Annotated in this window: 19 protein-coding genes and 4 tRNA genes; all 23 read left to right on the top strand. The window is 64.8% G+C overall.

The features are described 5' to 3' along the window. Positions 1-8 precede the first annotated feature (8 nt). The 23 genes from pth (at position 9) to rplW (ending at position 23121) form a co-directional block, all read left to right on the top strand. Entirely contained in the window at positions 9-590 is a 582-nt protein-coding gene (pth, locus tag Q0907_RS01955; protein WP_296281987.1) for an aminoacyl-tRNA hydrolase, read from the top strand. Positions 591-665: 75 nt separating this feature from the next. After that, positions 666-1757 (top strand): redox-regulated ATPase YchF, encoded by a 1092-nt coding sequence (gene ychF, locus Q0907_RS01960; RefSeq protein ID WP_296281985.1) that lies wholly within the window; start codon positions 666-668, stop codon positions 1755-1757. Between the two features lie 109 nt (positions 1758-1866). After that, positions 1867-1952: transfer RNA gene (locus Q0907_RS01965), tRNA-Tyr, on the top strand. A gap of 38 nt (positions 1953-1990) precedes the next feature. Then, positions 1991-2064 (top strand) — tRNA-Gly (locus tag Q0907_RS01970). Positions 2065-2115: 51 nt separating this feature from the next. Further along, positions 2116-2191, top strand: a tRNA-Thr gene (locus Q0907_RS01975). 35 nt (positions 2192-2226) lie between these two features. Further along, positions 2227-3417 (top strand): elongation factor Tu, encoded by a 1191-nt coding sequence (gene tuf, locus Q0907_RS01980; RefSeq protein WP_192272445.1) that lies wholly within the window; start codon positions 2227-2229, stop codon positions 3415-3417. 148 nt (positions 3418-3565) lie between these two features. Continuing rightward, positions 3566-3641: transfer RNA gene (locus Q0907_RS01985), tRNA-Trp, on the top strand. Between the two features lie 61 nt (positions 3642-3702). After that, positions 3703-4092, top strand: a complete 390-nt coding sequence (secE, locus tag Q0907_RS01990) for a preprotein translocase subunit SecE (protein WP_299340998.1) — start codon at positions 3703-3705, stop codon at positions 4090-4092. Between the two features lie 13 nt (positions 4093-4105). Continuing rightward, entirely contained in the window at positions 4106-4663 is a 558-nt protein-coding gene (nusG, locus tag Q0907_RS01995) for a transcription termination/antitermination protein NusG (RefSeq protein WP_296282929.1), read from the top strand. Between the two features lie 197 nt (positions 4664-4860). After that, on the top strand, positions 4861-5289 hold the full coding sequence (gene rplK / locus Q0907_RS02000) for a 50S ribosomal protein L11 (protein ID WP_055945202.1): 429 nt from the start codon (positions 4861-4863) through the stop codon (positions 5287-5289). Positions 5290-5292: 3 nt separating this feature from the next. Beyond that, complete coding sequence (gene rplA, locus Q0907_RS02005; RefSeq protein WP_296282928.1) at positions 5293-5991, top strand: 50S ribosomal protein L1; 699 nt, start codon at positions 5293-5295, stop codon at positions 5989-5991. A gap of 372 nt (positions 5992-6363) precedes the next feature. Continuing rightward, positions 6364-6900, top strand: a complete 537-nt coding sequence (gene rplJ / locus Q0907_RS02010) for a 50S ribosomal protein L10 (protein WP_299341002.1) — start codon at positions 6364-6366, stop codon at positions 6898-6900. A gap of 59 nt (positions 6901-6959) precedes the next feature. Then, positions 6960-7331, top strand: a complete 372-nt coding sequence (gene rplL / locus Q0907_RS02015) for a 50S ribosomal protein L7/L12 (RefSeq protein ID WP_296282926.1) — start codon at positions 6960-6962, stop codon at positions 7329-7331. A 236-nt stretch (positions 7332-7567) separates the two neighbouring features. Continuing rightward, on the top strand, positions 7568-11719 hold the full coding sequence (gene rpoB / locus Q0907_RS02020) for a DNA-directed RNA polymerase subunit beta (RefSeq protein WP_299341004.1): 4152 nt from the start codon (positions 7568-7570) through the stop codon (positions 11717-11719). A 93-nt stretch (positions 11720-11812) separates the two neighbouring features. Further along, entirely contained in the window at positions 11813-16045 is a 4233-nt protein-coding gene (gene rpoC, locus Q0907_RS02025) for a DNA-directed RNA polymerase subunit beta' (RefSeq protein WP_296282924.1), read from the top strand. Between the two features lie 234 nt (positions 16046-16279). Further along, the gene (rpsL, locus tag Q0907_RS02030; protein WP_055945224.1) at positions 16280-16654 is read left to right on the top strand and encodes a 30S ribosomal protein S12; all 375 of its coding nucleotides are present in this window, start codon (positions 16280-16282) and stop codon (positions 16652-16654) included. A 12-nt stretch (positions 16655-16666) separates the two neighbouring features. Next, the gene (gene rpsG / locus Q0907_RS02035; RefSeq protein ID WP_055945227.1) at positions 16667-17134 is read left to right on the top strand and encodes a 30S ribosomal protein S7; all 468 of its coding nucleotides are present in this window, start codon (positions 16667-16669) and stop codon (positions 17132-17134) included. 175 nt (positions 17135-17309) lie between these two features. After that, the gene (fusA, locus tag Q0907_RS02040) at positions 17310-19400 is read left to right on the top strand and encodes an elongation factor G (protein ID WP_192310115.1); all 2091 of its coding nucleotides are present in this window, start codon (positions 17310-17312) and stop codon (positions 19398-19400) included. 74 nt (positions 19401-19474) lie between these two features. After that, positions 19475-20665, top strand: a complete 1191-nt coding sequence (gene tuf / locus Q0907_RS02045) for an elongation factor Tu (RefSeq protein ID WP_192272445.1) — start codon at positions 19475-19477, stop codon at positions 20663-20665. Positions 20666-21231: 566 nt separating this feature from the next. Continuing rightward, positions 21232-21543: a 30S ribosomal protein S10 gene (gene rpsJ / locus Q0907_RS02050; RefSeq protein ID WP_027070119.1), complete on the top strand. Its 312-nt coding sequence runs from the start codon at positions 21232-21234 to the stop codon at positions 21541-21543. A gap of 11 nt (positions 21544-21554) precedes the next feature. Then, positions 21555-22208: a 50S ribosomal protein L3 gene (gene rplC / locus Q0907_RS02055; RefSeq protein ID WP_245087928.1), complete on the top strand. Its 654-nt coding sequence runs from the start codon at positions 21555-21557 to the stop codon at positions 22206-22208. An 11-nt stretch (positions 22209-22219) separates the two neighbouring features. Then, on the top strand, positions 22220-22825 hold the full coding sequence (gene rplD, locus Q0907_RS02060; protein ID WP_296279009.1) for a 50S ribosomal protein L4: 606 nt from the start codon (positions 22220-22222) through the stop codon (positions 22823-22825). Further along, positions 22822-23121: a 50S ribosomal protein L23 gene (rplW, locus tag Q0907_RS02065; protein WP_055941273.1), complete on the top strand. Its 300-nt coding sequence runs from the start codon at positions 22822-22824 to the stop codon at positions 23119-23121. The genes rplD and rplW overlap by 4 nt, the downstream gene beginning before the upstream one ends. Positions 23122-23129 lie beyond the last annotated feature (8 nt).

The raw sequence follows: 23129 nt of genomic DNA on the forward strand, positions 1-23129 counted from the left end.
GCGTCCCCATGGCAGGCTTGCGCCTCATCGTCGGACTGGGTAATCCCGGTGCCGAACATGCCCGAACCCGGCACAACGCCGGGTTCCATTTTGTCGACGCCCTGGCGGAACGGCAGGGTGAGCGGTTCGGTCTGGACAGCAAGCTGTTCGGCGAGACGGCGAAGGTCGTGGTCGCCGGCCAGCCGGTGTGGCTGCTGAAGCCGGCCACGTACATGAACCTCAGCGGCAAGTCCGTGGCAGCTGCTCTGCGCTTCTGGAAGATCGCGCCGGAGGAGGCCTTGCTGGCGCACGACGAACTGGATCTTCCCCCCGGTGCCGCGCGACTCAAGTTCGATGGCGGTCACGGCGGCCAGAACGGCCTGCGCGACACCATCCAGCACTTGGGCCATGGCAAGTTCCACCGGCTGCGCATCGGCATCGGCCACCCGGGGCACAAGGACCGCGTGACGGGCTGGGTATTGGGCAAGCCGGGCAAGGATGACGAAATCCTGATCGCGCGGGCGGTCGACGATGCCATCGACGTGCTGCCGCTCGCGGTCGCGGGCAATTTCATGGATGCGATGACGCGGTTGCATACGCAGAAGCCGTGATTGGTGATTGGTGATTTGCAGGCGCGCACCTGGCCGCGAATCACCAATCACGAATCACGAATCCCGGATGTACACATGGGCATCAAATGCGGCATCGTCGGCTTGCCGAACGTAGGCAAGTCCACCCTGTTCAATGCGCTGACCAAGGCGGGCATCGCCGCGGCCAACTTCCCGTTCTGCACCATCGAGCCGAACGTGGGCGTGGTGCCGGTTCCCGACCTGCGCCTCAATCAGCTGGCCGAGATCGTCAAGCCGCAGAAGGTGATCCCGACGGCGGTGGAGTTCGTGGACATCGCCGGCCTGGTCGCGGGCGCTGCCAGCGGAGAAGGCCTCGGCAACAAGTTCCTGGCCCACATCCGCGAGGTCGATGCGATCACTCACGTGGTGCGCTGCTTCGAGAACGATGACGTCATCCACGTCAACAACCGGATCGATCCGATTTCGGATATCGACACCATCGACACCGAGCTGGCCCTGGCCGACCTGGAGAGCGTGGAAAAGGCGCTGAACCGCGCCGAACGCTCGGCCAAGGCGGGCGAGAAGGATGCGATCGCCCGCAAGCCGGTGCTCCAGAAGCTGCAGGCGGGCCTCAACGACGGCAAGCCCGGCCGCGCGCTGGGCCTTGACGAGGAGGAGAAGGCGCTGGTCCGCGACCTGTTCCTGCTGACCCTGAAGCCGGTGATGTACGTGGCCAACGTGCTGGAGGACGGGTTCGAGAACAACCCGCACCTCGAGGCCGTGCGTGCCCGTGCCCTGACCGAGGGTGCCCAGGTGGTTCCGGTGTCGGCCGCCATCGAAGAGGAGCTGTCGCAGCTGGACGATGCCGACCGCGATGCTTTCCTGGCCGACCTCGGCCTGGACGAGCCGGGCCTGAATCGGGTGATCCGGGCTGCCTACACGCTTCTGGGCCTGCAGACCTACTTCACCGCAGGCGTGAAGGAGGTGCGTGCCTGGACGGTGCGGGCCGGTTCAACCGCCCCCCAGGCCGCGGCGGTGATCCACACGGATTTCGAGAAGGGATTCATCCGCGCCGAGACCATCGCGTTCGACGACTTCCTCAAGTACAAGGGTGAGTCGGGTGCCCGCGATGCCGGCCGCCTCCGGCTGGAAGGCAAGGAATATCGCGTGCAGGAAGGCGATGTCCTGCATTTCCGGTTCAATGTCTGAGAAAAAAATGGTGCGGGCGCGTTGACAGACGGTCGAGTACCCGCCAAAATCTCGGGCTGTTTCACCCTGGTTTGATTTGGCCCTCCAGCCCAGTCAGTCCGGTGATCCCGGAGGGATACCCAAGCGGCCAACGGGGGCAGACTGTAAATCTGCTGGCTTACGCCTTCGGTGGTTCGAATCCACCTCCCTCCACCAGTTTTCGTTGTTGTTTCGCGTTGTAGTGGTCTCCCGGTGCGGGAGTAGTTCAATGGTAGAACTGTAGCCTTCCAAGCTACTAGCGCGGGTTCGATTCCCGTCTCCCGCTCCACTGAACACCTGCGCAGGACCTGCGGCAATCCAGGCAACACAACCGTTTCACGCTCACGTAGCTCAGTCGGTAGAGCACCTCCTTGGTAAGGAGGAGGTCGAAGGTTCGATTCCTTTCGTGAGCACCACTTCCATCCATTGATCCACTCGAGAACCAGCAGCCATGGCAAAGGGTAAGTTCGAACGCACCAAGCCCCACGTGAACGTGGGCACGATTGGTCACGTTGACCACGGCAAGACGACGCTGACGGCGGCGCTGACGAAGATCGGCGCGGAGCGTTTCGGTGGCGAGTTCAAGGCCTATGACGCGATCGACGCGGCGCCGGAAGAGAAGGCGCGCGGCATCACGATCTCGACGGCGCACGTGGAATATGAATCCGCTTCGCGCCACTACGCGCACGTGGATTGCCCGGGCCACGCCGACTACGTGAAGAACATGATCACCGGTGCTGCCCAGATGGACGGCGCGATCCTGGTGTGCTCGGCCGCCGACGGCCCGATGCCGCAGACGCGCGAGCACATCCTGCTCTCGCGCCAGGTGGGCGTGCCGTACATCGTCGTGTTCCTGAACAAGGCCGACATGGTGGACGACGCCGAGCTACTGGAGCTGGTGGAGATGGAAGTCCGCGAGCTGCTGAGCAAGTACGAGTTCCCGGGCGACGACACCCCGATCATCTCGGGCTCGGCCCGCCTGGCGCTGGAAGGCGACCAGAGCGAGATCGGCGTGCCGGCGATCCTGAAGCTGGTCGATGCGCTGGATACCTGGATCCCGACCCCGGAGCGTGACGTCGACAAGCCGTTCCTGATGCCGGTGGAAGATGTGTTCTCGATCTCGGGCCGCGGCACCGTGGTGACCGGTCGTATCGAGCGCGGCGTGATCAAGGTGGGCGAGGAAATCGAGATCGTCGGTATCCGCCCGACCCAGAAGACCACGGTCACGGGCGTGGAAATGTTCCGCAAGCTGCTGGACCAGGGCCAGGCGGGCGACAACGCCGGTCTGCTGCTGCGCGGCACCAAGCGTGACGACGTGGAGCGTGGCCAGGTGCTGGCCAAGCCGGGTTCGATCACCCCGCACACCGAGTTCGAAGCCGAAGTCTACGTGCTGAGCAAGGACGAAGGCGGCCGTCACACCCCGTTCTTCAAGGGCTACCGTCCGCAGTTCTACTTCCGCACGACCGACATCACCGGTGCGGTGACGCTGCCGGAAGGCGTGGAAATGGTCATGCCGGGCGACAACATCAAGATGGTGGTGACCCTGATCAACCCGGTGGCGATGGACGAAGGCCTGCGTTTCGCGATCCGCGAAGGCGGCCGTACGGTCGGCGCCGGCGTGGTGGCCAAGATCATCAAGTGACGTCCTGATCCGGACGGGCCAGCCCGTCCGGCTTCCTCGGGCCGTCATCCCCGCGCAGGCGGGGATCCAGCGCCTGATGAAGCGACAAGGGCGGACCGGAACCTCGGTCCGCCTTCGCCGTCTAAGGGAAGGTTGTAGTTCTATCGATACGCCAGTAGCTCAATTGGCAGAGCAGCGGTCTCCAAAACCGCAGGTTGGGGGTTCGAGTCCCTCCTGGCGTGCCACTTCCTTCCCCGTGGAGTCCGTATTCCCGGTACTCCCCCAGAGCAAAGAGCGACAACTGACTTGAACAGCAAGGTCGAACAATCCAAAGCCGGCACGTCTGCAGCCGACATCGCCAAGTACGTCCTGGCGCTGGCGCTGGTCGTCGGCGGTCTGGTGGCGTGGTGGTGGTTCAATGGACAGTGGGCCACGCCGTTGCGCTCACTGGCCGTCGTGGCCGGGTTGGTGCTCGGCGCGCTGGTGTTCCTGCAGACGGGCAAGGGGCGCGATACGCGCGAATTCCTGTCCGAGTCGCGGTTCGAACTGCGCAAGGTCGTCTGGCCGACGCGCGAAGAAGCAACCCGAACGACGTGGGTCGTCATTGTGGTGGTGATCCTGCTCAGCCTGATCCTGGCGGGTTTCGACTTCACCATCCAGTGGGCGATCGAGAAGTTCCTGAATTTTGGTCGTTGAGGAGAGTGCCGCAGTGAAGCGTTGGTATGTCGTCCATGCCTATTCGGGCTTCGAGAAGTCGGTGGCCCAGGCCCTGCGCGATCGCATCGTCCGCGACGGCATGCAGGAGAAGTTCGGCGACGTCCTCGTCCCGACCGAAGAGGTCGTGGAGATGCGCTCCGGCCAGAAGCGCCGTTCCGAGCGCAAGTTCTTCCCCGGTTATGTGCTGGTCCAGATCGAGACCCATGACGACGGCGGCATCCCGCGCATGGACAATGAAAGCTGGCACCTGGTGAAGGACACCTCCAAGGTGCTCGGCTTCATCGGTGGCACCGCCGATCGTCCGCTGCCCATCCGCGACGAAGAGGCGGCCGCCATCCTGGATCGCGTGCAGGAAGGCGTCGAGAAGCCCAAGCCCAAGGTGCTGTTCGAGCCGGGCGAGATGGTCCGTGTCACCGACGGTCCGTTCAACGACTTCAACGGCGTGGTCGAGGAAGTCAATTACGAGAAGAGCCGCCTGCGCGTGGCGGTTTTGATCTTCGGCCGTTCCACCCCGGTGGAGCTGGAATTCGGACAGGTCGAGAAGGCCTGATCCGGCGGCCGGACCCTCTCGAGCGGGTCCGCCAAAACCCTGTTATACTGCGCGGCTCCCTGAACGGCTGGCCGGGCAGGAGCCATGGCCGCCTTCGGGTGGCCATTGGCGCGTTCGAGATACGCGATGCCGGGACGCGTGATTTTCCCGGTCCGATGGGGAGCCTTCACAGGCGCTAGCACCCGGAGAGTACTCACATGGCAAAGAAAGTTGTCGGTTACATCAAGCTGCAGGTGAAGGCCGGTCAGGCCAACCCCTCGCCGCCGGTCGGTCCTGCGCTGGGTCAGCGCGGCCTGAACATCATGGAATTCTGCAAGGCGTTCAACGCCGCCACGCAGAAGCTGGAGCCGGGTCTCCCGATTCCGGTGGTCATCACGGCCTATTCCGACCGCACCTTCACCTTCATCACCAAGACGCCCCCGGCGTCGATCCTGCTGAAGAAGGCCGTCGGCATCACGTCCGGCTCCAAGCGCCCCAACACCGAGAAGGTGGGCAAGGTCACCCGCAAGCAGCTCGAGGACATCGCCAAGGCGAAGGAACCCGACCTGACCGCGGCCGACCTGGACGCAGCGGTGCGCACGATCGCGGGTTCCGCCCGCTCCATGGGCCTGACGGTAGAGGGTTAAGAGATGGCACAGAACAAGCGACAGAAGGCCATCCTGGCCGCCGTGACCCCCGGCAAGGCATACGCCATTGACGAGGCCCTGAAGATCGTCAAGACCGCGGTCAAGTCCAAGTTCGTCGAGTCCGTCGACGTGGCCGTGCGCCTGGGCGTGGACGCCAAGAAGTCCGACCAGCAGGTGCGCGGTTCCACCGTGCTGCCGGCCGGTACCGGCAAGTCGGTCCGCGTGGCGGTGTTCGCCCCGGCCGGCGCGAAGGCTGACGAAGCCGCCGCCGCTGGCGCCGAGGCCGTCGGCATGGACGACCTGGCCGAGAAGATGCTGGCCGGCGACATCAACTACGACGTGGTCATCGCCACGCCGGACGCGATGCGCGTGGTCGGCAAGCTGGGTACGGTCCTGGGCCCGCGCGGCCTGATGCCGAACCCCAAGGTCGGCACCGTGTCGCCGAACCCGGCCGAGGCGGTCAAGAACGCCAAGTCGGGCCAGGTGCGCTACCGCACCGACAAGGCCGGCATCATCCACTGCACCATCGGCAAGGCGAGCTTCGAAGATGAAGCGCTGAAGTCGAACCTGCAGGCGCTGCTGATCGACCTGGTCAAGGCCAAGCCGGCCACCTCCAAGGGCCAGTACCTGCAGAAGATCTCGGTCAGCTCGACCATGGGCCCCGGCGTGACGGTGGACCAGTCTTCGCTGTCCCTGAAGTAATCGCATCACCCCTGTCCCGCGGCGCGGGGCAGGGCGCAACAGCATTTTGAGGGCAGTCGCCCAGGCCGGTTTCCGGTGCAAGCGACAGCCGTCAAAGACCGCAGGTGCGGTCAGCGCGTGACGACGACGGGCAGGGAGGCTCGTGTTGGCAGGGAATCGCCGTCGTGACTAGCGGGATCGCTTAATCCACACCCGCAAGGGAGTGCGCCTGCGCAGATGGTGCCGCCTTCTGGAAGTTTTCTGGTGCCGGCCGCAAGGCCGGCCCGTCAGACAGGCCACCGACGGGACCGCAAGTCCCCGGCATCCAGGATGGACGCCGTCCAGGACCGCGAACGGCAGGAGCCGCGAGCGGAGTCAATAAGTGAGGAGTGTATGGCTCTCAATCTGTCCCAGAAGCAAGAAGTAGTCGCCGAACTGGCAGACGTCGCCGCCAAGGCGCACTCCCTGGTCGCTGCCGAATACGCAGGCACCACGGTCACCCAGATGACCGCGATGCGCAAGAAGGCCCGCGAGAGCGGTGTGTACTTGAAGGTAGTCAAGAACACGCTGGCCGTGCGCGCCATCGCCGGTACCGAGTTCGAGGTTGTCCAGGACAAGCTCGTCGGTCCGCTGCTGTATGCGTTTTCGACCGAGGAGCCCGGCGCTGCCGGTCGCCTGATCAAGGAGTTCGCCAAGGGCAACGACAAGCTTCAGCCGAAGGTCGTCTCCGTGGGTGGCCAGCTGTATCCGGCCAGCCATGTGGAAGTCCTGGCGTCGCTGCCGACCCGCGACCAGGCGCTGGCCATGTTGGCCCGCGTGCTGGCCGAACCTGCGTCCATGTTCGCCCGCGCCGTCAAGGCCGTGGCCGACCAGCAGGGTGGTGGCGAAGCGCCGGCGGAAGTCGCCGCTGAAGCCCCGGCCGAAGCCTGAGTTCGACGTCTTACGGTTCTACGAACCCTAATCCCAGATAATTTCCAAAGGTAAACACAATGTCCCTTTCCAACGAACAGATCGTCGACGCCATTGCCGGCAAGACCCTGATGGAAGTGATGGAGCTGGTCAAGGCCATCGAAGAGAAGTTCGGCGTCTCCGCCGCCGCCCCGGTCGCCGCTGCTGCCGGCCCGGCCGCCGCTGCCGCCCCGGTCGAAGAGCAGACCGAGTTCACCATCGTCCTGAAGGACGCCGGTGCCAAGAAGGTCGACGTCATCAAGGCCGTGCGCGCCATCACCGGCCTGGGCCTGAAGGAAGCCAAGGACCTCACCGAAGCCGGTGGCGTCCTGAAGGAAGGCATCTCGAAGGACGACGCCGACAAGTTCAAGAAGGAACTCGAAGCCGCTGGTGCGAGCGTCGAAGTCAAGTAAGTCGTATCCGTCGCCCTTTCACCCAGGCGACAACCCGAGGCCGGGGGCGAAAGCCCCTGGCCTTCGGTCGTTTCAAGACGTAGCGATGTAGAAGCGAGTTTGTAGTTGGAAGTAGCGGCAGAAGGCGTGCTGGTGCCGGCAATACCAGCGACTTCCAACTGGAAATTCCCCCGTTCGAAAGAATGTCCCCCGTGTGGTCGCGGACGCGCGCCCCACGCTGCCAGAGGCACAGTCACATGACGACATATTCGTTCACCGAGAAAAAGCGCATCCGCAAGGATTTCGGCAAGCAGCGGTCGATCCTCGAGGTCCCGTTCCTGCTGGCCATCCAGGTCGATTCCTACCGCGAGTTCCTGCAGGAACACACCGATCCCGCGAAGCGCGAGGACCGCGGCCTGCATGCTGCGCTGAAGTCGGTCTTCCCGATCGCCAGCTACAGCGGCAACGCCGCGCTGGAATACGTCGGCTACAAGCTCGGCGAACCGGTGTTCGACGAGCGCGAGTGCCGCAACCGTGGCCTGAGCTACGGCGCCCCGCTGCGCGTGACCGTGCGCCTGGTGATCTACGACCGCGAGTCGTCGACCAAGGCCATCAAGTACGTGAAGGAGCAGGAGGTCTATCTGGGCGAAATTCCGCTCATGACCGACAACGGCACCTTCATCGTCAACGGCACCGAGCGCGTCATCGTCTCGCAGCTGCACCGCTCGCCGGGCGTGTTCTTCGATCACGACCGTGGCAAGACGCACAGCTCGGGCAAGCTGCTGTACAGCGCCCGCATCATTCCTTACCGCGGCTCCTGGCTGGACTTCGAGTTCGACCCGAAGGACGCGCTGTTCACGCGCATTGACCGTCGCCGCAAGCTGCCGGTCTCGATCCTGCTGCGCGCACTGGGCTACTCCAACGAGGAGATGCTCAACGAGTTCTTCGACGTCAACACCTTCCACATCCTGCCGGAAGGCGTGCAGCTGGAGCTGGTCGCCGAGCGCCTGCGCGGCGAGACGCTGAACTTCGACCTGGCCGACGGTGACAAGGTCATCGTGGAAGCCGGCAAGCGCATCACCGCGCGCCACGTGAAGCAGCTGGAGCAGTCAGGCATCGCCGCCCTGGCCGTGCCGGACGAGTACCTGGTGGGCCGCATCCTGTCGCACGACGTGATCGACGCCAACACCGGCGAGCTGCTGGCCGCCGCCAACGACGAGATCACCGACGACCAGCTGGCCAAGTTCCGCAAGGCCGGCGTGGACGCGGTGGGCACGCTGTGGGTCAACGACCTGGATCGTGGTCCGTACCTGTCCAACACCCTGCGCATCGATCCCACCAAGACGCAGCTCGAAGCGCTGGTCGAGATCTACCGCATGATGCGTCCCGGTGAGCCGCCGACCAAGGACGCCGCGCAGAACCTGTTCCACAACCTGTTCTTCACCTTCGAGCGCTACGACCTGTCGAACGTCGGCCGCATGAAGTTCAACCGTCGCGTGGGTCGCAAGGAAACCACCGGCGAAGCCGTGCTGTACGACAAGAAGTACTTCGGCGCGCGCAATGACGAAGAAGCCAAGCGCCTGGTCGCCAGCCTGGGCGAGACCTCGGACATCCTGGACGTCATCAAGGTCCTGACCGAGATCCGCAACGGCCGCGGCACCGTGGACGACATCGACCACCTGGGCAACCGTCGCGTGCGTTCGGTCGGCGAAATGGCCGAGAACGTCTTCCGCGTGGGCCTGGTCCGCGTCGAGCGCGCCGTGAAGGAGCGCCTGTCGATGGCCGAGTCCGAGGGCCTGACCCCGCAGGAACTGATCAACGCCAAGCCGGTGGCCGCCGCGATCAAGGAGTTCTTCGGCTCCTCGCAGCTGTCGCAGTTCATGGACCAGAACAACCCGCTGTCGGAAGTCACGCACAAGCGTCGCGTGTCGGCCCTCGGCCCGGGCGGCCTGACCCGCGAGCGCGCCGGCTTCGAAGTGCGCGACGTGCACCCGACCCATTACGGCCGCGTTTGCACCATCGAGACGCCGGAAGGCCCGAACATCGGCCTGATCAACTCGCTGGCCGTGTACGCACGCACCAACAGCTATGGCTTCCTCGAGACGCCGTACCGCAAGGTCGTGGACGGCACCATCACCGACGAGATCGAATACCTGTCGGCGATCGAAGAGAACGAGTACGTCATCGCGCAGGCCAACGCGCTGCATGACGCCAAGAGCCGCCTGACCGAGCAGTTCGTGCCGTGTCGCTACCAGGGCGAATCGCTGCTGAAGCCGCCGAGCGAAGTCGACTACATGGACGTCTCGCCGATGCAGACCGTGTCGGTCGCCGCGGCGCTGGTGCCGTTCCTGGAGCACGATGACGCCAACCGCGCACTGATGGGCGCCAACATGCAGCGCCAGGCCGTGCCGACGCTGCGTGCGCAGAAGCCGCTGGTCGGTACCGGCATCGAGCGCGCCGTGGCGCGCGACTCGGGCGTGACCGTGAACGCCCGCCGTGGCGGCGTGGTCGAGCAGATCGACGCCGGCCGCATCGTGGTCAAGGTCAACGAAGTCGAGATCTCCGGTGAAACCGATGCCGGCGTCGACATCTATTCGCTGATCAAGTACACGCGCTCCAACCAGAACACCTGCATCAACCAGCGTCCGCTGGTGAACGTGGGCGACGTGGTCGCGCGCGGCGACGTGCTCGCCGACGGTCCCTCGACCGACATCGGCGAGCTGGCGCTGGGCCAGAACATGCTGATCGCGTTCATGCCGTGGAACGGCTACAACTTCGAAGACTCCATCCTGCTCTCCGAGCGCGTGGTGGAAGAGGATCGCTACACCACGATCCACATCGAAGAGCTGACCTGCGTCGCGCGCGACACCAAGCTGGGGCCGGAGGAAATCTCCGCCGACATCCCGAACGTCTCCGAGCAGGCGCTGAACCGCCTCGACGAGAGCGGCGTGGTGTACATCGGCGCCGAAGTGCGTGCCGGCGACATCATGGTCGGCAAGGTGACGCCGAAGGGCGAAAGCCAGCTGACCCCGGAAGAGAAGCTGCTGCGCGCGATCTTCGGCGAGAAGGCCTCGGACGTGAAGGACAGTTCGCTGCGCGTGCCCCCGGGCATGGACGGTACCGTCATCGACGTGCAGGTCTTCACCCGCGACGGCATCGAGAAGGACAAGCGTGCGCGCCAGATCGAGGAAAACGAGATCAAGCGCGTCAAGAAGGACTTCGACGACCAGTTCCGCATCCTGGAAGGCGCCATCTACGCCCGCCTGCGCTCGCAGCTGGTCGGCAAGGTCGCCAACGGTGGTCCGGGTACGCTGAAGAAGGGCGACGCGATCACCGACGCCTACCTCGACGGCTTGAAGAAGTCGGAGTGGTTCACCCTGCGCATGAAGGACGATGACGCGTCCGACGCCATCGAGCGCGCCCAGATGCAGATCCAGGCGCACGAGAAGGAGTTCGAGCGTCGCTTCGCCGACAAGCGCGGCAAGATCACCGCCGGCGACGACCTCGCCCCGGGCGTGCTGAAGATGGTCAAGGTCTACCTGGCCGTGAAGCGCCGCATCCAGCCGGGTGACAAGATGGCCGGCCGCCACGGCAACAAGGGCGTCGTGTCGACCATCGTGCCGGTCGAGGACATGCCGTACATGGCCACCGGCGAGACCGTGGACATCGTGCTGAACCCGCTTGGCGTGCCGTCGCGCATGAACATCGGCCAGGTGCTGGAAGTGCACCTGGGCTGGGCCGCGAAGGGGTTGGGCAAGAAGATCCAGGACATGCTGGACGCCCAGGCCAAGGTGGCCGACCTGCGCAAGTTCCTGACCCAGATCTACAACCACGACCAGAAGCTGGGCGAGGACCGCGTGGACCTGGACCAGTTCAGCGATGCCGAGCTGATCGCGCTGGCCAAGAACCTGACCGACGGCGTGCCGATGGCCACCCCGGTGTTCGACGGTGCGGCGGAAACCGAGATCAAGCACATGCTCGAGCTCGCGGACCTGCCGATCAGCGGCCAGACCCAGCTGTACGACGGCCGCACGGGCGAGGCGTTCGATCGCCACACCACGGTCGGCTACATGCACATGCTGAAGCTGAACCACCTGGTGGACGACAAGATGCACGCGCGCTCCACCGGTCCGTACTCGCTCGTCACCCAGCAGCCGCTGGGCGGCAAGGCGCAGTTCGGTGGCCAGCGGTTCGGTGAAATGGAAGTCTGGGCGCTGGAAGCCTACGGCGCGGCGCACACCCTGCAGGAAATGCTGACGGTCAAGTCGGACGACGTGCAGGGCCGCAACCAGATGTACAAGAACATCGTCGATGGCGCCCACGAGATGGTCGCGGGCATGCCGGAATCCTTCAACGTGCTGGTGAAGGAAATCCGCTCGCTCGCCATCAACATGGAACTGGAAGACTGACCGCAAGGGCGCGGCGGCACTGACCTGCCGCCCGCGCCGTTCGTCCCCGGTCAACCCGCCATCGACAAAGCTTCCTCCTGACGGAGAAACAAAATGAAAGACCTGCTCAACCTCTTCAACCAGCAGCGCCAGACGCTGGACTTCGACGCGATCAAGATCGCGCTGGCCTCGCCGGACCTGATCCGCTCGTGGTCCTTCGGCGAAGTGAAGAAGCCGGAAACCATCAACTACCGTACCTTCAAGCCGGAACGCGACGGCCTGTTCTGCTCTGCCATCTTCGGCCCGATCAAGGACTACGAGTGCCTGTGCGGCAAGTACAAGCGCATGAAGCACCGCGGCGTCGTCTGCGAGAAGTGCGGCACGGAAGTGACGCTGGCCAAGGTGCGCCGCGAGCGCATGGGCCACATCGACCTGGCCAGCCCGGTCGCGCACATCTGGTTCCTGAAGTCGCTGCCGTCGCGCATCGGCCTGATGCTGGACATGACGCTGCGCGACATCGAGCGCGTGCTGTACTTCGAAGCCTACGTCGTCACCGAGCCGGGCCTGACCTCGCTCGAGCGCCGCCAGCTGCTGACCGAAGAACAGTTCATGCAGGCGCGCCAGGAGCATGGCGATGACTTCGACGCCGCCATGGGTGCCGAAGCCGTCTACGACCTGCTGCGCACCATCGACCTGCAGGCCGAGATGGTGAACCTGCGCGAGGACATCGCCAGCACCGGTTCGGAAACCAAGCTGAAGCGCCTCACCAAGCGCATCAAGCTGATGGAAGCGTTCCTGGAGTCGGGCAACCGTCCGGAATGGATGGTCATGACCGTGTTGCCGGTGCTGCCGCCGGACCTGCGTCCGCTGGTGCCGCTGGACGGTGGCCGCTTCGCGACCTCCGACCTCAACGACCTGTACCGTCGCGTCATCAACCGCAACAACCGCCTGCGCCGCCTGCTGGAGCTCAACGCTCCGGACATCATCGTGCGCAACGAAAAGCGCATGCTGCAGGAGTCGGTTGACGCCCTGATGGACAACGGCCGTCGCGGCCGCGCCATCACCGGCACCAACAAGCGTCCGCTCAAGTCGCTGGCCGACATGATCAAGGGCAAGCAGGGCCGCTTCCGCCAGAACCTGCTCGGCAAGCGCGTCGACTACTCCGGCCGTTCGGTCATCGTGGTCGGTCCCACCCTGCGCCTGCACGAGTGCGGCCTGCCGAAGAAGATGGCGCTGGAGCTGTTCAAGCCGTTCGTGTTCGCCAAGCTGCAGCGTCGCGGCCTGGCCACCACCATCAAGGCCGCCAAGAAGCTGGTCGAGCGCGAGGAAGCCGACGTCTGGGACATCCTGGAAGAAGTCATCCGCGAGCACCCGGTGCTGCTGAACCGCGCGCCGACGCTGCACCGCCTGGGCATCCAGGCGTTCGAGCCTGTGCTGATCGAAGGCAAGGCCATCCAGCTGCATCCGCTGGTCTGCACCGCGTTCAACGCCGACTTCGACGGTGACCAGATGGCCGTCCACGTGCCGCTATCGCTGGAAGCCCAGCTGGAAGCGCGCGCGCTGATGATGTCGTCCAACAACATCCTGTCGCCCGCCAACGGCGAGCCGATCATCGTGCCGTCGCAGGACGTGGTGCTGGGCCTGTACTACATGACCCGCGCGCTGGAGAACAAGAAGGGCGAGGGCATGGCCTTCGCGAACATCGCCGAGGTCAAGCGCGCCTACGACAACCGCGCCGTCGAGCTGCACGCGAAGGTCAAGGTCCGCATCAGCGGTACCGTGATCGACGAGGAGGGCGGTCGCAGCCAGCAGACCAGCATCGTGGACACCACGATCGGTCGCGCGCTGCTGGCCGAGATCCTGCCGGAAGGCCTGCCGTTCGCCCTGGTCAACACCGAGTTGAACAAGAAGGCCATCAGCCGCCTGATCAACTCCAGCTACCGCATGCTGGGCCTGAAGGACACCGTCGTGTTCGCCGACAAGCTGATGTACACCGGTTTCGCGTACGCGACGCGCGCCGGCGTCTCGATCGGCATCGACGACATGCTGATCCCGGCCGAGAAGAAGGGCATCCTGGGCGAAGCCGAGCAGGAAGTGCTGGAAATCCAGGAGCAGTACCAGAGCGGCCTGGTCACCGCCGGCGAGCGCTACAACAAGGTGGTCGACATCTGGTCGCGCACCAACGAGCGCATCGCCAAGGCGATGATGGACACCATCGGTACCGACAAGGTGAAGAACGCCAAGGGCGAGACCATCAACGAAAAGTCGATGAACTCGCTCTACATCATGGCCGACTCCGGTGCCCGTGGTAGCCAGGCGCAGATCCGCCAGCTGGCCGGCATGCGCGGCCTGATGGCCCGTCCCGACGGCTCGATCATCGAGACGCCCATCAAGGCGAACTTCCGTGAAGGCCTGAACGTGCAGGAGTACTTCAACTCCACGCACGGTGCCCGCAAGGGTCTGGCCGATACCGCGCTGAAGACGGCGAACTCCGGTTACCTGACCCGTCGCCTGGTCGACGTGGCGCAGGACGTGGTGATCACGGAGGTCGATTGCGGCACGCAGGAAGGCCTGACCATGACCCCGATCGTGGAAGGCGGCGACGTGGTCGAGCCGCTGCGCGACCGCGTGCTGGGCCGCATCGTGGCCGAGGACGTGTTCCTGCCCGGCAACGACGAGGACCCCATCGTCACCCGCAACACGCTGCTGGACGAAGCCTGGGTGCAGAAGCTGGAAGATGCCGGCGTGCAGTCCCTGAAGGTGCGTTCCACCATCACCTGCGAATCCGAGTTCGGCGTCTGTGCGCACTGCTACGGTCGCGACCTGGCCCGTGGCCACATCGTCAACATCGGCGAAGCGGTCGGCGTCATCGCCGCGCAGTCGATCGGTGAGCCCGGCACGCAGCTGACCATGCGTACGTTCCACATCGGTGGTGCGGCATCGCGTGCGGCAGCCGTGGACAACATCACGGTCAAGACCACCGGTTCCATCAAGTTCAACAACCTGAAGTTCGTCGAACACGCGAACGGCAGCCTGGTCGCGGTCTCGCGTTCGGGCGAGCTGTCGGTGCTCGATGGCCATGGCCGCGAGCGCGAGCGTTACAAGCTGCCCTACGGCGCCACCATCAACGTCAAGGACGGCGCGCAGATCACCGCCGGCCAGGCCGTGGCGAACTGGGATCCGCACAACCACCCGATCGTGTCGGAAGTGGCCGGCTTCGTGCGCTTCGTGGACTTCGTCGATGGCGTCACCGTCATCGAGAAGACCGACGACCTGACCGGCCTGGCGTCGCGCGAGATCACCGATCCGAAGCGCCGTGGTTCGCAGGGCAAGGACCTGCGTCCGATCGTCCGCATCGTGGATAAGGACGGCAAGGACCTCAGCATCCCCGGGACCGACCTGCCGGCGCAGTACCTGCTGCCGCCGCGCTCGATCGTCAACCTGCAGGACGGCGCTCCCGTCGGCGTGGGCGACGTGGTCACCAAGGTGCCGCAGGAAGCGTCCAAGACCCGCGACATCACCGGTGGTCTGCCGCGCGTGGCCGACCTGTTCGAAGCCCGCAAGCCGAAGGACCCGGCCATCCTGGCCGAGCGCTCCGGCGTCATCAGCTTCGGCAAGGACACCAAGGGCAAGCAGCGCCTGATCATCAAGGACACCGATGGTTCGGAGCACGAGGAACTGATCCCGAAGTTCCGCCAGATCATCGTGTTCGAAGGCGAGCACGTGGCCAAGGGCGAAACCATCGTGGACGGCGAGCCGAGCCCGCAGGACATCCTGCGCCTGCTGGGCGTCGAACCGCTGGCGGCCTACCTGGTCAAGGAAATCCAGGACGTCTATCGCCTGCAGGGCGTGAAGATCAACGACAAGCACATCGAGGTGATCACCCGCCAGATGCTGCGCAAGGTCGAGATCACCGATGCCGGCAACAGCAAGTTCCTCGCCGGCGAGCAGGTCGAGAAGCAGCGCTTCATCGAAGAGAACGCGAAGCTGCTGGCCCGCAACGAGCTGCCCGCGAAGTACGACCCGGTCCTGCTGGGCATCACCAAGGCCTCGCTGGCGACGGAGTCGTTCATCTCCGCGGCCTCGTTCCAGGAGACCACGCGCGTGCTGACCGAGGCGGCCGTCCGCGGCACCCGCGACACGCTGCGTGGCCTGAAGGAAAACGTCATCGTCGGCCGCCTCATCCCGGCGGGTACCGGCCTGGCGTACCACAACCAGCGCCGTCGCAATGCGTCGGGCCTGACCGAGGCGGAAGTGAACGCCCTGTCGGGCGGCGTCGCCGAGGCTGCTCCTGCAGTCGTGGCGACCACCACCGACGACGCCGGCGAGGAGTCCAGCGCCAGCTAAACCGTACTACCTGACGGCCTCCGGGCCGTCCCAGACCACGAAAAGAGGCGCAGGAAGCGCCTCGTTTTCGGCCCAGGAAGGGCGGGATCGCAGTCAGTTGGCAGGCACCCACCTCCGTCGCGTTGACGGTCGGGCGGGTGGCCGGCTATACTTTTCCGTCTAGGTGGGCCGTCTTGCGGCCTGCCTTCGTTTTCATGTCAAACAAGGCTCCGGCCTTCACACGAAGAATCCACTATGGCAACCGTCAATCAGCTGGTCCGCAAGCCGCGGCAGGCACCCACGTACAAGAGCCAGTCGCCCGCGCTGGACAACTGCCCGCAGCGTCGCGGCGTGTGCACCCGCGTCTACACGACGACCCCGAAGAAGCCCAACTCGGCGCTTCGCAAGGTCGCCAAGGTACGCCTGACCAACCAGGAAGAAATCATCAGCTACATCGGCGGTGAGGGCCACAACCTGCAGGAGCACTCCGTGGTGCTCGTGCGCGGCGGCCGCGTCAAGGATCTGCCGGGCGTGCGCTACCACACCGTGCGCGGCTCGCTCGACGCCTCCGGCGTCGCCAAGCGCCGCCAGGGCCGTTCGAAGTACGGCGCCAAGCGTCCCAAGGCTTAAGGAAAAAGAATCATGTCGCGCAAAGGCTCTGCCCCCCAACGTGAAATCCTGCCGGACCCCAAGCACGGCAGCCAGACGATTGCCCGCTTCATCAACATGGTGATGCTGAGCGGCAAGAAGTCGGTCGCCGAAAAGATCGTGTACGGCGCCATGGACGTCATCGGCGAAAAGAACCCCAACGCCCTCGAGCTGGTCGAGAAGGCGCTGGATAACGTCTCGCCGGCCGTCGAAGTGAAGTCGCGCCGCGTCGGCGGCGCCACTTACCAGGTGCCGGTCGAAGTGCGTTCGTCGCGCCGCATGGCGCTGGCGATGCGCTGGCTGATCGAATCCGCGCGCAAGCGCGGCGAGAACACCATGCCGCGCAAGCTGGCTGCCGAACTGCTGGATGCCTCCGAGAACCGCGGCGGCGCCATCAAGAAGCGTGAAGAGACCCACCGCATGGCGGAAGCGAACAAGGCGTTCGCACACTACCGCTGGTAACGGCCTCGGGGCCCTTGCATGCAGGGGCCTCCGACACCATCTAGGTGTCCCTGGGGCGCAGTTTGGCGCCCCGCCCCGAAGGCCGCCGAAAGGCGGCATTCGGCCATCTGAAGATCCGCCCTCCACGGAAGGCCCAGGCATCCCGCCGGCCCTCCATCAGAAAAGAGAGACTGTCGTGGCTCGCACCACTCCCATCGAGCGTTACCGCAATTTCGGCATCATGGCGCACATCGACGCCGGCAAGACCACCACGTCCGAGCGCATCCTGTTCTACACCGGCGTCAGCCACAAGATCGGTGAAGTGCACGACGGTGCCGCGACCATGGACTGGATGGAGCAGGAGCAGGAGCGCGGCATCACGATCACGTCCGCCGCCACCACGGCGTTCTGGACCGGCATGGACAAGTCCCTGCCGCAGCACCGCTTCAACATCATCGATACCCCCGGCCACGTCGACTTCACCATCGAAGTCGAGCGTTCGCTGCGCGTGCTCGACGGCGCGGTGTTCGTGCTGTGCGCCGTTGGCGGCGTGCAGCCGCAGTCCGAGACCGTGTGGCGCCAGGCCAACAAGTACGCCGTGCCGCGTCTTGCGTTCGTCAACAAGATGGACCGTACCGGTGCTGACTTCTTCAAGGTCGTCGACCAGCTGAAGACCCGCCTGGGCGCGTACCCGGTGCCGATGCAGGTGCCGGTCGGCGCCGAAGACGGCTTCGAGGGCGTCATCGACCTGCTGAAGATGAAGTACATCCATTGGGATGTCGCTTCCCAGGGCACCAAGTTCGAGTACCGCGACATTCCCGCCGAGCTGGCCGACAAGGCGGCGACGGATCGCGCCTTCATGGTCGAAGCGGCTGCCGAAGCCAGCGAAGAGCTGATGGACAAGTACCTCAACGAGGGCGATCTGTCCGAAGCCGAGATCATCGCCGGCCTACGCGAGCGCACGCTGAAGGTGGAAGTGATTCCGGTCTACTGCGGCTCCGCGTTCAAGAACAAGGGCGTGCAGGCCATGCTCGACGGCGTGATCCAGCTGCTGCCGTCGCCGACCGATCGTCCGCCGGTCCAGGGCATCGACGAGAACGAGAAGGAAGACAGCCGCAAGGCGGGCGACAACGAGCCGTTCTCGGCGCTGGCGTTCAAGATCATGACGGACCCGTTCGTGGGTTCGCTGACGTTCTTCCGCGTCTACTCGGGCGTGCTGAACTCCGGCGACGCCGTGTACAACCCGGTCAAGTCGAAGAAGGAGCGCGTGGGTCGCATCCTGCAGATGCACTCCAACCAGCGCGACGAGATCAAGGAAGTGCGCGCGGGCGACATCGCCGCAGCGGTCGGCCTGAAGGACGTCACCACGGGTGACACGCTGTGCTCGCTCGACCACATCATCACCCTGGAGCGCATGGTGTTCCCGGAGCCCGTCATCTCGATGGCGGTGGAGCCGAAGACCAAGTCCGACCAGGAGAAGATGGGTCTGGCCCTCGGCCGCCTGGCGCAGGAAGATCCCTCGTTCCGCGTCAAGACGGACGAAGAATCTGGTCAGACGATCATCTCGGGCATGGGCGAGCTGCACCTGGAAATCCTGGTGGACCGCATGAAGCGCGAGTTTAACGTGGAAGCCAACGTCGGCAAGCCGCAGGTGGCGTACCGCGAGACGATCCGCAAGTCGGTCAAGCAGGACGGCAAGTTCGTGCGTCAGTCGGGCGGTCGCGGCCAGTACGGCCACATCGTCATCGAAATGTCGCCGGTCGAGCGCGGTGTGGGCTTCTCGTACGAGAGCGCGATCGTCGGTGGCGTGGTGCCGAAGGAATACGTCGCTGCTGCGGGCAAGGGCATTGAAGACGCCATGAAGAGCGGCCCGCTGGCCGGCTTCCCGGTGGTCGACATCGCCATCAAGGCGGTTGACGGTTCGTTCCATGACGTCGACTCCAATGAAATGGCGTTCAAGGTCGCTGGCTCGATGGCGTTCAAGGAAGCTTTCAGCAAGGCCCAGCCGGTCCTGCTGGAACCGATGATGAAGGTCGAGATCGTCACCCCGGAAGATTATCTGGGCGACGTGATGGGCGACGTGAGCCGTCGTCGCGGCATCCTGCAGGGCCAGGACGACAGTCCGTCCGGCAAGGTGATCGCTGCGATGGTGCCGCTGGGCGAAATGTTCGGCTACGCCACCACGCTGCGTTCGATGTCGCAGGGTCGCGCGACGTTCTCGATGGAGTTCGACCACTACGCGGAAGCGCCGGCCAACATCGCCGACGCGGTCGTCAAGAAGAACTGAGCAATGGGGCAGGGTGTCGCGGTCGCGATACCCTGCATTCCCGTCACGAATCACGCATAACAAGGTAGAAGACAATGGCAAAGGGTAAGTTCGAACGCACCAAGCCCCACGTGAACGTGGGCACGATTGGTCACGTTGACCACGGCAAGACGACGCTGACGGCGGCGCTGACGAAGATCGGCGCGGAGCGTTTCGGTGGCGAGTTCAAGGCCTATGACGCGATCGACGCGGCGCCGGAAGAGAAGGCGCGCGGCATCACGATCTCGACGGCGCACGTGGAATATGAATCCGCTTCGCGCCACTACGCGCACGTGGATTGCCCGGGCCACGCCGACTACGTGAAGAACATGATCACCGGTGCGGCCCAGATGGACGGCGCGATCCTGGTGTGCTCGGCCGCCGACGGCCCGATGCCGCAGACGCGTGAGCACATCCTGCTGTCGCGCCAGGTGGGCGTGCCGTACATCGTCGTGTTCCTGAACAAGGCCGACATGGTGGACGACGCCGAGCTGCTGGAGCTGGTGGAGATGGAAGTCCGCGAACTGCTGAGCAAGTACGAGTTCCCGGGCGACGATACCCCGATCATCTCGGGCTCGGCCCGCCTGGCGCTGGAAGGCGACCAGAGCGAGATCGGCGTGCCGGCGATCCTGAAGCTGGTCGATGCGCTGGACACCTGGATCCCGACCCCGGAGCGTGACGTCGACAAGCCGTTCCTGATGCCGGTGGAAGACGTGTTCTCGATCTCGGGCCGCGGCACCGTGGTGACCGGCCGTATCGAGCGCGGCGTGATCAAGGTGGGCGAGGAAATCGAGATCGTCGGTATCCGTCCGACCCAGAAGACCACGGTCACGGGCGTGGAAATGTTCCGCAAGCTGCTGGACCAGGGCCAGGCGGGCGACAACGCCGGTCTGCTGCTGCGCGGCACCAAGCGTGACGACGTGGAGCGTGGCCAGGTGCTGGCCAAGCCGGGTTCGATCACCCCGCACACCGAGTTCGAAGCCGAAGTCTACGTGCTGAGCAAGGACGAAGGCGGCCGTCACACCCCGTTCTTCAAGGGCTACCGTCCGCAGTTCTACTTCCGCACGACCGACATCACCGGTGCGGTGACGCTGCCGGAAGGCGTGGAAATGGTCATGCCGGGCGACAACATCAAGATGGTGGTCACCCTGATCAACCCGGTGGCGATGGACGAAGGCCTGCGTTTCGCGATCCGCGAAGGCGGCCGTACGGTCGGCGCCGGCGTGGTGGCCAAGATCATCAAGTGACGTCCTGATCCGGACGGGCCAGCCCGTCCGGCTTCCTCGGGCCGTCATCCCCGCGCAGGCGGGGATCCAGCGCCTGATGAAGCGACAAGGGCGGACCGGAACCTCGGTCCGCCTCTTTTTTGCAGAAATCCATTCGTTTCGCGCGATGGATGCTGCAAAACAGCAGAACCTGCGTTATGATGCGCGCCCCTTGAAGGCTTCCTGGCCCGACAGGACTCGCATGATCCGCCAGCGCCCCCTGGGAGGCCGCTGGTTCTACCGCGAAAAGAGGTGCAGGAAGCGCCTCGTGTTCGCCAGACACGGAGTGTCGCGTGCCTTCCTGCCGGCCCTCGGGCCGAGGCGGGGTGCCCCGGTGGTTGACGGGGTCTGTCACGCGTCCTATACTTTCATGTCTGGGCGGGCCGGTTTACCGGCCTGCCTAGTTTTTCAGGAAGATCCCCAGCCGATTCCGGCGCTATCCGACCGTGGAGTCCACGCGGCCGGCGGGGAACTGGAACAGCTTGGACTAACCGGGGCAAGGCATCCCAGAGGCCGCGCCCGTCGCTCTTTAACGAAGGAACACCGTCATGGCGGACCAAAAGATCCGAATCCGGCTCAAGGCGTACGATCATCGTCTGATCGACCGCTCGGCCAGCGAGATCGTCGAGACAGCCAAGCGGACCGGCGCGCAAGTGCGCGGCCCGATCCCGCTGCCGACCAAGATCGAGCGCTACACCATCCTGGTTTCCCCGCACGTCGACAAGGACGCGCGTGACCAGTACGAAACCCGCACGCACAAGCGTGTGCTCGACATCGTCGACCCGAACGACAAGACCGTGGACGCGCTGATGAAGCTCGAACTCGCGGCTGGCGTCGACGTGCAGATCAAGTTGACCTGAGGCCCACGACCATGACCGCGAAGAAATATTCGTTGGGTCTCGTCGGCCGCAAGGCTGGCATGACCCGCGTGTTCACCGAAGATGGCAAGTCCATCCCGGTGACGCTGATCGAAGCAACCCCGAACCGCATCACCCAGATCAAGACCCCGGAAACCGACGGCTACAGCGCCGTGCAGGTTGCCGTCGGTACCCGCCGCGCCTCGCTCGTCACCAAGCCTGTTGCCGGTCACCTGGCCAAGGCCAAGGTCGAAGCCGGTCGCGGCCTCTGGGAATTGCGCGTGGAAGCCGACAAGCTGGGCGACTTCACCGTCGGCGGCGAGATCAAGGCCGACATCTTCGAAGTCGGCCAGATCGTCGACGTCCAGGGTGTCACCAAGGGCAAGGGCTTCCAGGGCACCATCAAGCGCTGGAACTTCCGCATGGGCGACGCCACCCACGGTAACTCGCTGTCGCATCGCGCGCCGGGTTCGCTGGGTCAGCGCCAGACGCCGGGCCGAGTGTTCCCGGGCAAGAAAATGTCCGGCCACATGGGTGCCGTGCAGCAGAGCACGCAGAACCTGGAAGTCGTCCGCGTGGACGCCGAGCGCGGCCTGATCGCCGTTCGCGGCGCCGTGCCGGGTGCGCCGGGTGGTGACGTGATCGTGCGTCCGGCAAGCAAGGGTTGAGGAGAACGACCATGGAACTAGCCATTACAGGTAGCGCCAACAAGCTGTCGGTCTCCGACGACGTGTTCGGCCGTGAATTCAGCGAGGATCTGGTCCACCAGGTCGTCGTTGCCTACCGCAACGCCGGTCGTGCCGGCACCAAGGCGCAGAAGACGCGCGCCGAAGTGAACGGCACCACCAAGAAGTCCAAGAAGCAGAAGGGCGGCGGTGCCCGTCACGGCGCCCTGACCGCGCCGATCTTCGTGGGCGGCGGCGTGACTTTCGCGGCCAAGCCGCGCAGCTTCGCGCAGAAGGTCAACCGCAAGATGTACCGTGCGGCCATCAGCTCGATCCTGTCCGAGCTCAACCGCCAGAACCGCCTGAAGGTCGTGGAAGCGTTCGACGTGGACGCCACCAAGACCAGCGCCCTGGTCGAGAAGCTGAAGGGCTTCGAGCTGGGCAAGCGTCCGCTGATCGTCACCGAAGATGCTTCCGAGCACCTTTACCTGTCCGCCCGCAACCTTCCCTACGTGGAAGTGCGCGACGTGCAGGGCCTGGATCCGGCGGCGCTGGTCGGTGCCGACTCCGTGTTGATCACGGCCGACGCCATCAAGAAGATCGAGGAGTGGCTGGCATGATCAGCAACGAAAAGATTTTTGCCGTGCTGCGTGCTCCGCGCGTCTCCGAAAAGACCGTGCGCCTGCAGGAACTCTCCAATCAATACGTCTTCGAAGTCTCGAACGATGCCACCAAGGCCGATGTGAAGGCCGCGGTCGAGCAGCTGTTCGACGTCAAGGTCGAGACGGTCAACGTGGTCAACGTCAAGGGCAAGAACAAGTCCTTCCGTAACCGCGCCGGCCGCCGCGGCGACTGGCGCAAGGCGTACGTGCGTCTGGCCGACGGCCAGGCCATCGACGTGTCGGCCAAGGCCTGAGGTAGATC

Source organism: uncultured Pseudoxanthomonas sp. (genome assembly GCF_947498795.1).
Classification (GTDB): domain Bacteria; phylum Pseudomonadota; class Gammaproteobacteria; order Xanthomonadales; family Xanthomonadaceae; genus Pseudoxanthomonas_A.